A 12,442-nucleotide genomic window follows, 5' to 3' on the forward strand; every position below is an offset into this window, starting at 1 on the left:
ACAGTTCGCTTTTGGGGGCAGAAAGCGATGTTGGAGCCCAGGTTTGTCCGGCTTGGCGTCCCGAACACGCGCGTTTCTATCCGTAAATGAAATTCGGTGTCCCATAGAGGACGAAGATGGGCACTCAGATCATTGGATAATTTCCGTAGAACTGTGACGCATCGAAGGATAAATTGCTTCGCCGTTAGCTACCACGACGTGGCTAGCAGTTCGGCCTGCTGGATCACGGTATGCACAGCCGCGTCCTGGAGGTCCGGCGGATAACCGTATTTGCGCAAGATGCGTTTCACAAGGACGCGCATCCTCGCTCGTGCCGATTCACGGTGCGCCCAATCGACGCTTGCATTCGCTTTGAGGTTCTCGACGAGTTCAGCAGCAATGATCTTGAGGCTGTCATTGCCCATAATATCGACGGCACTCTCATTATCCGCCAAGGCTTCGTAGAAGGCAATCTCCTCATCGGACAAACCTCCCTCTTCTCCTCGCGCCAATTTCTCGCGTATTTCTTTTGCGAGTTCGATCAGCGTCTGCAGCACCTCGACGGTGCTGACTGCATTCGTGTGATAGCGCGCGATGGCGACCGTAAGCCGTTCGGAGTATTTGCGACTTTCGACAGCGTGGGTATGTGACCTCGACCGGATCTTGTCGGCCAGCAGCTTCTTTAGGGCTTCAAGCGCCAGATTGGGCCGCTCGCTATCGCGCATTTCTGCCAGAAATTCATCGGATAGGATTGAGATGTCTGGCGAGGCCATACCCGCCGCTTGCAGAATATCGATAATTTCCGTCGAGACGACAGATCTGTCGATCAGCTGTTGAACCGCGAGTTCGCGATCCTTCTTGGATTTCGTAGCACCGCTACTTTTGACCAGCGCGGCTCGCACAGTCTGATAGAAAGCCACCTCGTCGCGGATGGCCTTTGCCTCATCACTTGCGGATGCCAAGGCGAAGGCTTTGCTTAAGGCCAGGACCGAATCTTGAAACCGTCGAAGTGCAGCCTTCTTGGCGTCATCAGTGGTCTCCTTTTGCGCCGCCTCATGCTGACGAGCCAAAATCCATTCGAGTGCCTCGGCGAGACACTTCAACCGCTGACTTGGTGTTCCGTGCATTCCTGGCCCGCAATCGAAACCATGGAACATTGCGGTGACGATTTCGAAGCGCTCGAGCATCACACGGATCGCTAGCTTTTCGTCAATGCCGGTCTTTTCGCGGTCAGACGGCGAATAGATGCCAAGCGCTGCTTTCAGGTTTTGGGCGATACCGATGTAGTCGACAACAAGTCCGGCTTCCTTATCGCGGAAAACGCGGTTCACCCGCGCGATGGCCTGCATCAAACCATGGCCGCGCATCGGCTTATCGATATACATCGTATGCATCGACGGAGCATCAAAGCCGGTCAGCCACATATCGCGCACCAGCACGAGCTTGAGGGGGTCAGTCGGATCTTTGGCACACGTTTAGCCAGCTCATCTCGGCGTGCCTTCCCGCCTATGTGCGGCTGCCATTCCTGCGGGTCCGAGGCGCTGCCGGTCATCACAACTTTCACCGCGCCCTGCGACACATCGTCGGAATGCCATTCCGGACGAAGAGCGACAATCTCGTCGTAGAGTGCCACGCAGATGCGGCGGCTCATGCAAACGGCCATTGCTTTGCCGTCTAACGCCTCCAACCTTCGTTCTAAATGCTCGACCAGATCGTTTGCGACGAGCTTCAGCCGGGCCTTTGAGCCCACCAAACGCTCGACAGCGGCCCAACGCGCCTTCAGCTTCTCCTGATCCGAGGAAGCCTCGTCCTCAGTCAGTTCCTCCACCTCGGCATCGATAAGTGGCACCTGGTCTTCCGGCAGTTCGATGCGCGCCAATCGGCTTTCGTAATAGATTGGCACTGTGGCACCGTCTTCGACCGCACGGCTGATATCGTAGATGTCGACATAATCGCCGAACACCGCAGGCGTGTTCACATCGTCCTTCTCGATCGGCGTTCCGGTGAACCCAATGAAGGATGCGTTAGGCAGGCCTTGGCGGCTTCGATCAGAACGACTGGTTGGCGGTGAACCAGTTTACGGTCATTGAGCAGGGGCACAATCGCCGCCCGGACGTGGTGCTGTTCGTTAACGGCTTCGGCAAGCGCAATTTCCAGCAAATGCCGTTCCGAGTGATCGAGCTGGTCGACTTGCCACGCTATCATCGGATCGACGGTTTGATCGAAAGCCGCTTCCAGCATCGGATTCGGGCCTTCCTGCACCTCTCGGCAATACTCGTCCCACACGGACTTGAATGGGTAATCGTCCCCGAAAATGCCGGTTGCCGGCATGCGCTTCATGGCGTGGATCACCTTGCGCGCGAGCGCTTGGATACGGGTATCGGTGAGGCGCAGCAGCACCTGGCTCAAATGCGACCATGTGCGCCCGCCTCCCTTCAAGAGCAGTGCCAAATCCAAATGCGGGCGCGGACCTTTACGCCCAGGTTGATCAATCAGCTGCGGTGGCAGCGGCAATCCGTGTGCCATACTCGCAAGCACGAGCACGGGAACATCGGTCGCCAAACCTCCGAACGTGAGCACCGGGGTATCGGCCCGGGCTCGCAGGTAATCGAAAAGCTGTGCTACCACCGCCTGTTCGTCACCCCAGTCGTGTTCGGTCCACGATGCCACTTCGCCTGTGGCGACGCGGCCCTCGGAGTCCACCGAGAACTCGAACACGGACGCGGCCATCACGCGCTTAACGGCCGTAGCCCGCCGGTTGGATTTCGGATCCATCGTCCTGTGAGCTTCATAGAGATGCTCGTCCCAATACATTTCGAGGTCCAAAGCGAGGTAAGTATTCGTTTTCATGTGCCTTTTCCTTTCAATCAGTGTTCGGCACTTTCAACTGTCTTCAGAAAGGGAGCGGGCGAGCCCGCTCCAGAACCCGCCAAGCTTCCCACGCGGCGAAAAGATGCGTCCGCTCATCGCAATCATGAAGAAATCCGAGAGCCGTCAGCCAGACGGCCTGGGCTCTCTCGGCAGCTTCGCGCTTCGCCTGTAGAAGGTTCGGAGGTCGGTCGCTGATCATGAGCCCATGCTCCCGGCCGAGGACGAGAGCTACGAGCAATGCCTCGGCACCGATGAACTCGGACACCCGGGATCGCCGCAAACGTGAGCCGATGGCTCCGGCCCGCCAGGCGCTCGCGCGTCATCGGGCGGGCGTGTCGCAAGACGCGATCGCAAAAGAGCTGTGCGTCAGTGCCGGAAATGTCTCGCAGATGATTTCGGCAGCAGAAGCCGAAAAGGAATTCGAAGGTCTCGCAGACCTGCTGATCGATCGGTCGAAAATTTCCCGCAGTTTCTGGTTCGATCTCTACACGACGCTGGAGCGGCTCAAGAAAGTCGATGCGACTGATGCTGACGGCAGTTCGCCTAACGCAGATCGGTTCAGGAAGTCGGTCGAAGACCTGATCGCTGCGGATGAGCCGATAAGCGCCTGTCCAATCTGCACGACGGTATCGAGCTCGGAACGATCTCAGCTCGCGATCCCGACATCGCTCTGCGGATCAAAGAGCGAAAAGGGGAGATAGACAGCCTGAACAGCACCGCGAACACGCTGCGCCAGCAACTGGATCGCGGACCAGCTCGGATCACGCCAGCTGCTGTTCACAAGTTTGGAGAGATCGTCCGCCAGAACCTCGTCCACGGCGATAGCGACGTGCGGCAGCGCATCGCGCGAGCTTTCATCAGCCGGATCCGGATTGGATCAAAGGTCGAAATTGAGGGCGAAACAGCAGTGCTCGAACATGGAGTTGCTGCAGTTGCACGGTCAAATGGTGTATTGCCCACCTTTGACCGGAAATGGTGCGGTCGAGAAGACTCGAACTTCCACGGCCTTTCGGCCACAACGACCTCAACGTTGCGCGTCTACCAGTTCCGCCACGACCGCACACTGATCGAACGAAGGACAGCGCCTTCGCCCTGGTAGGTGCGCGCCCTTAGCAACCGGTTTTCCCTATCGCAAGCGCCCATCGTCATCTCCGGCAATAAGAAGGGCGCGTAAGATGTGACGCTGCCCCCGTCCCGCCGCGGGACCGGGTTAACAACCGGCTTGCAGGCATGGTGAACGGACCGGAAAGGTTTGGCCATGACGCCAGCGTTCGCCCTCATCCTTGCCGCCGCCAGTCAGGGCGGGGATGGCGTCGCGCGGGATGGGCGGCAAAGCGTAAGCGAGAGCGGGGTCCGCACCGAAGCACGTGCCACTGTCACGATCCTGAAGCCCGAGATCATCGATTTCGCCGAGGCAAAGGGGCGGGGCGAGAGGGCCCGTATCCGCCGCGACGCCGACGGGACGGTCTGGCTCGAATTCAGCTGAGCGGCGCGGAGGGAATCGCCCTCAGTCCGGCTTCCAGCCGATCTCTGCGAACTTGGCGGATTTGGGGACGTCGGTCACCGCTTCGTTGATCGCCACGCTTTCGCCCGGGGCCAGCGTTTGTGCTGCAGGCACGACTTCCCAGCTGAACACGATCCGCTCCCGCGCATCGCGCAGCACGATCAGGACAGCGGGAACCCGCGCCGTTTCGCGCCCGACATTGGTAATGGTTCCGCTGGCGCCGAAGAATTCCGTGCCATTGGGCAGGGTGCGGCGGTCCTGCCGGTCGGCCGGGAAGTCCAGCACCAGGTCGGGCTGCTCGACCGCAAAGGTCGGGCGGCTGACGGGCACCCAGTCGGGCATGCCCCAGTAGCTGACGGCGCCGACCACGCCGAGCGCGACAAGGGCGAATACGGCGCCGGCTGCGGTCCACACTTTCAGCGGATTGCGGCGCGGACGGAAAGGCGGCTCGTAATCGAACTGCGACCGGTCGGGGTCGATGGCGGGGATCGGCTGGGGTTCGGGCCGTGTGCCGGAAACAGGCGGCGGGCCTTCGAACCCGCTGTCTTCCGGCTCGGGAGAGGCCGCGTGCGGTTCGGTGGCTGCCGGACTGGCAGGCTCGCTCGGCTGAGCGGCGGCAGCTGTTTTCCGCTGGGGAGCTACGGGGTCGGCCGGCGCCGGTGCAGGCTGCGGCCTTGCGGTGGAGGATGCGCCGGACCGCGCAGGCTGCGGCCTTGCGGTGGAGGATGCGCCGGACCGCGCAGGCTCCGGCGGGGGTGCCGTGGTTGGCGTCGCAGGAGCCGCGGGACCTGCATCCTGGGATGCAATGACCTGTTCGGCGCCGGGTCCTTCCTGGAACCAGCTATGCTTGCACTTGGCGCAGCGTACCGTCCGCCCCTCCACGCCCACGGCGCTGTCGGGCACGACATAGCGCGTGTTACAGGCGGGGCAGGCAATGATCATGACGTCATTTCCTTACGGCGGTTCCAGAATCCTTGGCAAGCTCGCCTGTGGGGATGCGGGGCAGAACGCGCCTTTTTTCCACATGGAAGGCCCGCTATAGCGCGCTTCGACCATGTCAGTTTCATATCGCAAGTTTCGCCGGAGGGCAGGCCAGCATGGCAGGTGACGACGGCGAAGTCGTAGGGTTCGACAATGTCGGGCTGCGTTATGGCACGGGCAAGGAAGTGTTGAGCGATGTCTCGTTCACGCTCTTTCCCGGCAGCTTCTATTTCCTGACCGGGGCCAGCGGTGCGGGCAAGACCAGCCTGCTTAAACTGCTGTATCTCGCCCAGCGCCCCTCGCGCGGGCAGATCCGGATGTTCGGCACCGACGTCATCACGCTGCCCCGTGCGCGCCTGCCCGGATTTCGCCGCCGGCTGGGCGTGGTGTTCCAGGATTTCCGTCTGGTCCCGCACCTGTCCGCCTATGACAATATCGCGCTTCCGCTGAGAGTGGCGGGGGTGCCCGAGGCCGATCTCCATCGGCCGGTCACCGACATGCTGGACTGGGTCGGCCTGTCGCACCGAACGGAGGCGCGCCCGGCCACGCTTTCCGGCGGGGAACAGCAGCGCGTAGCCATTGCGAGGGCGGTCATCGGCCGGCCCGACATGCTGCTGGCGGACGAGCCGACAGGTAACGTCGATCCCGAAATGGCGGTGAAGCTGCTGCGCCTGTTCGAAGCGCTCAACCGTCTGGGCACGACGGTCGTGGTGGCCACCCACGACCTGCACCTGCTGCAGAAGGTCCCCAGTTCCATGATAATGCGGCTGGACAAGGGGCGGCTGTCCGACCCCACCGGCGCGCTGCGCTACCCGCCGAGGCCGCGCAGCGGGGGCGGTTCGTCCGGGGCGGGGCCTGTGCGTTGACCGAGAGCAGGAAATCCAGGCCGCCGGTGATCTCGCGCGCGATCGAGCGGGGGCTATCGCCTTTCCGTGGCAGCGCGGCGCAGGAGCTGGTGCCGCAGGCACGGCTGGCCGGGCCGATGCCGTGGGTGATCGCGATCATGGTGGCGCTGACCGTCATTGCCACCGCTGCCGGACTGGCGCTGACCAACCTTGCGGGCGGGGCCCGTGACGAACTGGCAGGCGGTGCCACCGTCCAGATCATCGAGGCAGAGCCCGGCGAACGGGCACGGCAGGCTCAGGCTGCGCTCGACACGCTGGCCGAATTTCCGGAAGTCGCCGCCATGCGCCTGGTCCCGCCGGAGGAGGTCGAACAGCTTCTGGAGCCTTGGCTTGGCACGGGCACTGCGGGCGAGGCCGTGCCGGTCCCTGCGCTGATCGACCTGCGCCTTCGCGGCGATGCCACGCCCGACAAGCTGCGACGCCTGCGCGCCGCTCTGTCGAGTGTAGCACCGGACGCCCGGATCGATGCGCAGGCCAGCTGGCTGCGGCCCATCTTCACCGCGATCGCGTCGCTGCAATGGCTGGCTTTGGCGCTGGTCGTGCTGCTGTCGCTGACCAGTGCCGCGGCCGTTTTCCTGTCCGCCCGCAGCGCCCTCGGGAGCAATCGCAGCACGATCGAGATCGTCCATCTGCTGGGCGGCACGGATCACCAGATCGCACGTGTGTTCCAGCGGTCGGTCGGCTTCGACGCCGCCCTGGGAGCAGGGGCGGGGCTCCTCCTCGGCATGATCGCCGTGCTGGTCCTGGGGCAGCAATTCGCGCAGCTGGGATCGGGCATGGTCGCGGGCGGCGGGCTGGACTGGACCGACTGGCTGGCGGTCGCCATGGTGCCGCTGGCCGCTGTAGCACTGGCCATGCTGACTGCGCGTCTGACCGTCCTCTTCGCGCTCAGGAAAATGCTGTGACAGGCCGTTTTCTCGCCATCGTGGTCCTGGCATGGATGCTTGGTTTCGTGTGGTTCGCAGCCGCGCTGCCGCAGCCTGTGTCCGAGGCAGAGACCGACGCCATCATCGTGCCGACCGGCGGGCCGGGCCGGATCGAGCGCGGCCTGGCGCTGCTGGAAGACGGGCAGGCCGGTTCCATGCTGGTCACCGGCGTATCGACTCAGGTGACGCCGGACGAATTCGCTGCGGAATTCGATGTTCCGATGGACCTGATGGAATGCTGCATCACCCTTGGCTTCGATGCCCTGGACACGCGCGGCAATGCGCGGGAGACCAGCCGATGGGTCGGAGACAACGGTCATGATCGCCTGCGACTGGTCACCACCGACTGGCACATGCGGCGCGCCTCTGGCGAGTTGTCGCGGACCCTTCCGGACGATGTCGTGATCATTCAGGACGCCGTGCCGTCCGAACCGTCTTTCGGCACGCTGTTTCTCGAATATCACAAGCTCCTGGCCAGCCGCGCCGTCCAATGGATGCCGGGGCTCGACTGATGCACGTTTTGCGCAGCCTCCTGTTCTATCCGGTCTTCTACGTCGTCAGCAGTTTCTACGTCATTGCGGCGGTCGCAGCGATGGCGGTCGACCGGTCATGGCTGCGCCGCGTGGTCAGTGGCTGGGGCAGGTTCCACCGTGCGTGCTGCCGTGTCCTGCTGGGGATCGACGTGGTGCAGGAAGGCGGTCCGCTGGACGAGCCTGCGCTTTATGCCATCCGGCACGAAAGCTTCTTCGAGGCGATCGATGCGCCGGCGCTGTTCCACCTGCCGTCCGTGTTTGCGAAGCGGGAACTGTTCAACCTGCCCGGCTGGGGCAGGGCTGCGATCGCCTATGGCCTGATCCCGGTCGCCCGTGACGGCGGGGCGAAGGCCCTGCGCGAATTGATCCACGAGGCGAGGCGCAAGGCGAAGGAAGGGCGTCCGCTCGTCATCTTTCCCGAAGGCACGCGCGTGCCCCACGGCGAACGCCGGAAATTGCAGTCGGGCTTTGCCGGCATCTACAAGATGGTCGGGCTCCAGGTGGTGCCGGTCGCGGTCAATTCCGGTCCGCTGTATCACCGCCTGTGGAAGCGCCGGGGCCAGATAACCTACCGCTTCGGGGAGCCCATCCCGCCCGGCCTGAAGCGCGAAGAGATCGAAGCCCGGGTCGAAGAGGCAATCAACGCGCTGAGTGCTGCCTAGCCTGCGGGATGCCGGCCTGCCATTTCGGCGATGGCAGCTGCAATCGCGTCCATGTCCTCGGCCGTTCCGATGGTGATACGCAACCCGTGGCCCAGTCCCTGCGACGGCAGGTGCCGGACGGCATAGCCTCGCTCCGCCAGCCCATGCAGGGCATCGCTTGCGCTCAGTTCGTCTTCGAACAGGACGAGCACGAAATTCGCCTCGCTCGGCAGAGGGCGGATGCCATGATTGCCAAGCGCCGCCATGCGCTGTGCGAAGCGGTTGCGTTCGTTCGCATTGTGCTCGCGTGACCGGTCGACGAACCTTGTGTCGCGGGCAGCGGCGATGGCAGCGCGCTGGCCGCTCTGCGTCACGTTGAAGGGGCCGCGGATCCGGTTCAGCGCGTCGACCAGCGCCGGGGCGCCATAGCCCCAGCCAATACGCTCTCCGGCGAGGCCGTAGATCTTGGAAAAGGTGCGCGTGACGAGCACGTTCTGTGTCCGCCCCGCCAAACCCAGGGCATGCGCCGCCCCTGCATCCTCCAGATATTCTGCATAGGCCTGGTCGAGGACGAGCAGGATGTCGCCGCGCAAGCCGGCGTGAAGCCGTTCGATCTCGCGGGGGGGAAGGTAGCTGCCGGTCGGGTTGTTCGGATTGGCGATGAAAACGACGCGGGTCCGGTCCGTGACGGCAGCCAGCAATGCATCGACATCAGCGCCGTAATCCGCATCTTCGGCTTCGACCGGGTCGGCTCCGCAGCGGCGCGCGGCAATAGGATAGACGGAGAAGGAGTAGCGCGGGAACAGAACCTCGTCGCCGGGCCCGGCAAAGGCCTGCGCCGCGAGGTTCAGCAATTCGTCGGACCCCGTTCCGCACACGATCCGCTCCGGGTCAAGCCCGTGCAATTCGCCCAGCACAGCGCGCAGGTTTGCGGCGTCCGGGTCGGGATAGCGGGCCGGTTCGTGACCTGCGGCCAGCACGGCAAGAGCATCCTCGCTGCAACCCAGCGGGTTCTCGTTGGCCGACAGCTTGGTCAGAACCTTGCCATCGCTGCCTGTCGCCCGGCCCGGGACATAGGTCTGGATGTCGGCGATCCATGGCTTGATCTGCGGTGTCTTTTCCATCGTGGCACGGCCTATAGCGCAGGGGCGCTGCGCAGGACAGCGCGATTGACAGCAAAAGAGCGCTCCCCCAATCGGCAGACCGATGGCAAGTCTCCACCAGCCCACGACGATGCGCCTGCCGCAGCCGCTGCCGCTCGACGGCGGCGAGGCGCTGCATGACGTGGACATCGCCTACGAGACTTACGGAGAGCTCGCGGCTGACCGCTCCAATGCGATCCTCGTCTGCCATGCGCTGACGGGGGACCAGTACCTTGCCAGCACGCATCCCGTCACGGGGAAGCCCGGATGGTGGGAACGCATGGTCGGCCCCGGCAAACCGATCGATACGGACCGTTTCCATGTCATCTGCGCGAATGTCATCGGCAGCTGCCTCGGCTCGACCGGCCCTGCCAGCCTGGCTCCGGACGGACAGCCATACGGCATGCGGTTCCCGGTCATCACGATCCGCGACATGGTTCGCGGGCTGGTCGGGCTGCTCGACGCGATGGATATTGCCCGGCTCCACGCAGTCGTGGGCGGATCGATGGGCGGCATGCAGGCGCTGAGCCTGGCGGCCAATTTCCCGGATCGTGCAGCCCGGGTGCTCGCCATCGCGACGACGGCGCGCCATTCGGCCCAGAACATCGCGTTCCACGAAGTCGGCAGGCAGGCGATCATGGCCGATCCGGCCTGGCGCGGGGGAGCCTATTACGGGCAAGACGATGCCCCCGGGGCCGGATTGGCGGTGGCCCGGATGGCGGCGCACATCACCTATCTTTCGGAAGAGGGGCTGACGGAGAAGTTCGGTCGCCGCCTGCAGGACAGGGACGCGCCCGGTTTCGGCTTCGACGCGGATTTCCAGGTGGAAAGCTATTTGCGATACCAGGGTAGCGGTTTCACCCGGCGGTTCGATGCCAACAGCTACCTCTATATCACGCGGGCGATGGATTACCTCGACCTGGCGCAGGAACACGGCGGATCGCTTGCGGAGGCCTTCCGGGCCAGCGACGCGCGGTTCTGCCTGGTCAGTTTCGATACCGACTGGCTTTATCCGACAGAGGACAGTCGTCACGTCGTTCACGCGCTGAACGCGGTGGCAAAGCCGGTCAGTTTCGTGGAGCTGTCCGCGCCCTTCGGGCATGACAGCTTCCTGCTCGATGTGCCGGCGCTGGACCGGGTGGTGAAGGGTTTCATACATGGCTGATGCCGGTTCGAAACTGCGCCCCGACCTCGCCACCATCCTGCGGCGGATAGAGCCGGGCTGCAAGGCGCTCGACGTCGGCTGCGGCGACGGCGAATTGATGGCGGCACTGCGCGATCGGCAAGTCGATGCGCGGGGGATCGAGATCGACCCGGAATGCGTGGCGGCGTGCGTCGCACAGGGCCTCAGCGTGGTGCAGGGGGATGCGGACCGGGACCTGACCTTCTATCCGGACGGTGCTTTCGATTATGCCATCCTGTCGCAAACCCTGCAGACGGCGGCGCGGCCCGACCACATGCTGCGCGAATTGCTGCGGGTGGGGAATCGCGCTTTCGTCAGCTTCCCCAATTTCGCGTATTGGCGCATGCGCTGGGCGCTGATGAGCCGTGGGCGGATGCCGGTCACGCGGCATCTGCCGGTAAGCTGGTACGAAACCCGCAATATCCACCACGTGACGGTGCGCGATTTCGAAGCGCTGGCCAGCGATCTGGGCGTCGGCATCGAACGACGCTGGTTCTTCACGCAGGACCGGGAGATCGCGGATCGCGGGGCCAATTGGCGGGCGGAATACGCCCTGTTCGAGATCGGCCACTGACCGGCATTCGCTGCAGCCGAAGACTATTTGGCGGCGACAGGCTTTTGGGCTTCGCAAAGCGCGATAAGCTGCTATTGCGAGCCTTTAGCAATAAAAGGTAGTTTCCATGAAGAAGATCGTCCTGTCCGCCGCGCTTGCCGGCACCGCCCTTGGCCTTGCTGCCTGTTCCGACAATACGGCGAGCGATGCCGATACGATGCAGGAAGGTGAAGTCGCCGAGACCGAAGCTGCAGACGATGTCGATGCAGCCGCCGCGACCGGCGTTCTCGATGCCAACGAAGCCAGCGCGGAAGACCTTGCAGGCGTCGAGGGCGTGACCCCCGAACTGGCCGAAGCCATCGTCGCAGGCCGCCCGTATGAAAGCGCGACCGCGTTCAACGCTGCGCTGCTCGAATCGGTCGGTGAAACCGAAGCAGCCACCCTGCGCGAACGCATTTTCGTGCCGATCAACCTCAACACCGCGACGCGCGAGGACATCGAACTGATCCCCGGCATGACCGACAAGATGGTCCACGAGTTCGAGGAATATCGTCCTTACGAAGACATGGCCGAATTCGACCGCGAAATCGGCAAGTATGTCGATGCGGAAGAAGTCGCGCGCTTCCGCAACTACGTCACGCTCTGACCTTTTTCCGGCCGAATTGCAGGCCGAGCCTCACCGCCTCGATCGCGGCCAGGATCCCGGCGTGGATCCAGGCCGTGGTCGGGTCGAAGGCGGACCAGATCCAGTGCAGGAAGACCAGTATCGCCGCCGGATAGACCAACCGGTGCAGCGTCTTCCATGACCGCTTCAGCATCCGCATGGACGCATCGTTCGATGTAACCGCCAGCGGTATGAACAGGGCAAGGGCGGCCCAGCCTGCCAGCAGATAGGGCTCGCCCGCCTCCGCCAGTAAGGCGCCCAGCGACGCTTTCTTCCAAGCATAGACGCCAGTATGCCCCGCCGCGTAGGCGAAGCTTGCCACGCCGAGATCGCGGCGATGCCGCATCAGCCAGGTTGCAATAGCCGATTTCCGGAATGCGAGTCGCAGCGGCGTCACAGCCAGTGTCGCCATCAACAGCCACGCGGCCCAGTCGCCGCTGTCGCCGATTGCGTGTCCGTAGCCGTAATCGTCCGGCGTAAAGGCCCAGCGCCCCGCTATCCACGCGCCGGGCAGGGCCAGCACCAGCCAGAGGAGCATGCGTCCCGGCCGCAGGGAACCC

The 12,442-nt window shown here is 63.6% G+C and carries 15 protein-coding genes and 1 tRNA gene; 9 read left to right on the top strand and 7 right to left on the bottom strand.

Annotated elements, in window-relative coordinates:
* Window positions 1-188 precede the first annotated feature (188 nt).
* The 3 genes from PF049_03845 to PF049_03855 are packed head-to-tail and all read right to left on the bottom strand — an operon-like array spanning window position 189 to window position 2,829.
* Window positions 189-1,403 carry a DUF3387 domain-containing protein gene (locus tag PF049_03845; GenBank protein WBY17300.1) on the bottom strand — a complete coding sequence of 405 codons (1,215 nt, stop codon included), beginning with the start codon at window positions 1,401-1,403 and terminating at the stop codon, window positions 189-191.
* Window positions 1,394-1,972: a hypothetical protein gene (locus tag PF049_03850; protein WBY17982.1), complete on the bottom strand. Its 579-nt coding sequence runs from the start codon at window positions 1,970-1,972 to the stop codon at window positions 1,394-1,396. The genes PF049_03845 and PF049_03850 overlap by 10 nt, the downstream gene beginning before the upstream one ends.
* Window positions 1,954-2,829: a hypothetical protein gene (locus PF049_03855; GenBank protein WBY17301.1), complete on the bottom strand. Its 876-nt coding sequence runs from the start codon at window positions 2,827-2,829 to the stop codon at window positions 1,954-1,956. The genes PF049_03850 and PF049_03855 overlap by 19 nt, the downstream gene beginning before the upstream one ends.
* A gap of 272 nt (window positions 2,830-3,101) precedes the next feature.
* Between PF049_03855 and PF049_03860 the strand changes: the two genes are divergently transcribed.
* Window positions 3,102-3,551 carry a hypothetical protein gene (locus tag PF049_03860; GenBank protein ID WBY17302.1) on the top strand — a complete coding sequence of 150 codons (450 nt, stop codon included), beginning with the start codon at window positions 3,102-3,104 and terminating at the stop codon, window positions 3,549-3,551.
* Between the two features lie 272 nt (window positions 3,552-3,823).
* Here the strand turns inward: PF049_03860 and PF049_03865 are convergent.
* Window positions 3,824-3,910, bottom strand: a tRNA-Leu gene (locus PF049_03865).
* Window positions 3,911-4,108: 198 nt separating this feature from the next.
* On the opposite strand from PF049_03865, the gene PF049_03870 reads away from it, so the two are divergent.
* Window positions 4,109-4,336 carry a hypothetical protein gene (locus PF049_03870; GenBank protein ID WBY17303.1) on the top strand — a complete coding sequence of 76 codons (228 nt, stop codon included), beginning with the start codon at window positions 4,109-4,111 and terminating at the stop codon, window positions 4,334-4,336.
* Between the two features lie 21 nt (window positions 4,337-4,357).
* Here the strand turns inward: PF049_03870 and PF049_03875 are convergent, their stop codons facing one another.
* Window positions 4,358-5,296, bottom strand: coding sequence for a zinc-ribbon domain-containing protein (locus PF049_03875; GenBank protein WBY17304.1), 939 nt, complete (start codon window positions 5,294-5,296; stop codon window positions 4,358-4,360).
* A gap of 155 nt (window positions 5,297-5,451) precedes the next feature.
* On the opposite strand from PF049_03875, the gene ftsE reads away from it, so the two are divergent.
* The 4 genes from ftsE to PF049_03895 are packed head-to-tail and all read left to right on the top strand — an operon-like array spanning window position 5,452 to window position 8,361.
* On the top strand, window positions 5,452-6,201 hold the full coding sequence (gene ftsE / locus PF049_03880; protein WBY17305.1) for a cell division ATP-binding protein FtsE: 750 nt from the start codon (window positions 5,452-5,454) through the stop codon (window positions 6,199-6,201).
* Window positions 6,202-6,227: 26 nt separating this feature from the next.
* Window positions 6,228-7,145: a cell division protein gene (locus PF049_03885; protein ID WBY17306.1), complete on the top strand. Its 918-nt coding sequence runs from the start codon at window positions 6,228-6,230 to the stop codon at window positions 7,143-7,145.
* A complete protein-coding gene (locus PF049_03890; protein WBY17307.1) occupies window positions 7,142-7,678 on the top strand; it encodes a YdcF family protein in 537 nt (178 codons plus the stop codon). The genes PF049_03885 and PF049_03890 overlap by 4 nt, the downstream gene beginning before the upstream one ends.
* Window positions 7,678-8,361, top strand: a complete 684-nt coding sequence (locus tag PF049_03895) for a lysophospholipid acyltransferase family protein (GenBank protein ID WBY17308.1) — start codon at window positions 7,678-7,680, stop codon at window positions 8,359-8,361. The genes PF049_03890 and PF049_03895 overlap by 1 nt, the downstream gene beginning before the upstream one ends.
* Here the strand turns inward: PF049_03895 and hisC are convergent.
* Window positions 8,358-9,464: a histidinol-phosphate transaminase gene (gene hisC, locus PF049_03900; protein WBY17309.1), complete on the bottom strand. Its 1,107-nt coding sequence runs from the start codon at window positions 9,462-9,464 to the stop codon at window positions 8,358-8,360. The two genes, PF049_03895 and hisC, sit on opposite strands and share 4 nt — an antisense overlap.
* Before the next feature lie 82 nt (window positions 9,465-9,546).
* Between hisC and PF049_03905 the strand changes: the two genes are divergently transcribed.
* The 3 genes from PF049_03905 (at window position 9,547) to PF049_03915 (ending at window position 11,864) form a co-directional block, all read left to right on the top strand.
* Window positions 9,547-10,647, top strand: a complete 1,101-nt coding sequence (locus PF049_03905) for a homoserine O-acetyltransferase (GenBank protein WBY17310.1) — start codon at window positions 9,547-9,549, stop codon at window positions 10,645-10,647.
* Complete coding sequence (gene metW / locus PF049_03910) at window positions 10,640-11,239, top strand: methionine biosynthesis protein MetW (protein ID WBY17311.1); 600 nt, start codon at window positions 10,640-10,642, stop codon at window positions 11,237-11,239. The genes PF049_03905 and metW overlap by 8 nt, the downstream gene beginning before the upstream one ends.
* A 106-nt stretch (window positions 11,240-11,345) precedes the next feature.
* Window positions 11,346-11,864, top strand: coding sequence for a helix-hairpin-helix domain-containing protein (locus PF049_03915; GenBank protein WBY17312.1), 519 nt, complete (start codon window positions 11,346-11,348; stop codon window positions 11,862-11,864).
* On the opposite strand, the gene PF049_03920 is transcribed toward PF049_03915, so the two are convergent.
* A complete protein-coding gene (locus PF049_03920) occupies window positions 11,854-12,420 on the bottom strand; it encodes a ferric reductase-like transmembrane domain-containing protein (GenBank protein ID WBY17313.1) in 567 nt (188 codons plus the stop codon). The two genes, PF049_03915 and PF049_03920, sit on opposite strands and share 11 nt — an antisense overlap.
* Window positions 12,421-12,442 lie beyond the last annotated feature (22 nt).

Source organism: Erythrobacteraceae bacterium WH01K (assembly GCA_027941995.1).
Lineage (GTDB): Bacteria > Pseudomonadota > Alphaproteobacteria > Sphingomonadales > Sphingomonadaceae > CAJXSN01.

Excerpts from the sequence above, each read along its gene's own strand:
- PF049_03845 (WBY17300.1), bottom strand. The coding sequence starts at position 1,403 with ATGTGGCTGACCGGCTTTGATGCTCCGTCGATGCATACGATGTATATC.
- PF049_03855 (WBY17301.1), bottom strand. The coding sequence starts at position 2,829 with ATGAAAACGAATACTTACCTCGCTTTGGACCTCGAAATGTATTGGGAC.
- PF049_03860 (WBY17302.1), top strand. The coding sequence starts at position 3,102 with ATGAACTCGGACACCCGGGATCGCCGCAAACGTGAGCCGATGGCTCCG.
- PF049_03870 (WBY17303.1), top strand. The coding sequence starts at position 4,109 with ATGACGCCAGCGTTCGCCCTCATCCTTGCCGCCGCCAGTCAGGGCGGG.
- PF049_03875 (WBY17304.1), bottom strand. The coding sequence starts at position 5,296 with ATGATCATTGCCTGCCCCGCCTGTAACACGCGCTATGTCGTGCCCGAC.
- ftsE (WBY17305.1), top strand. The coding sequence starts at position 5,452 with ATGGCAGGTGACGACGGCGAAGTCGTAGGGTTCGACAATGTCGGGCTG.
- PF049_03895 (WBY17308.1), top strand. The coding sequence starts at position 7,678 with ATGCACGTTTTGCGCAGCCTCCTGTTCTATCCGGTCTTCTACGTCGTC.
- hisC (WBY17309.1), bottom strand. The coding sequence starts at position 9,464 with ATGGAAAAGACACCGCAGATCAAGCCATGGATCGCCGACATCCAGACC.
- PF049_03905 (WBY17310.1), top strand. The coding sequence starts at position 9,547 with ATGGCAAGTCTCCACCAGCCCACGACGATGCGCCTGCCGCAGCCGCTG.
- metW (WBY17311.1), top strand. The coding sequence starts at position 10,640 with ATGGCTGATGCCGGTTCGAAACTGCGCCCCGACCTCGCCACCATCCTG.
- PF049_03915 (WBY17312.1), top strand. The coding sequence starts at position 11,346 with ATGAAGAAGATCGTCCTGTCCGCCGCGCTTGCCGGCACCGCCCTTGGC.
- PF049_03920 (WBY17313.1), bottom strand. The coding sequence starts at position 12,420 with ATGCTCCTCTGGCTGGTGCTGGCCCTGCCCGGCGCGTGGATAGCGGGG.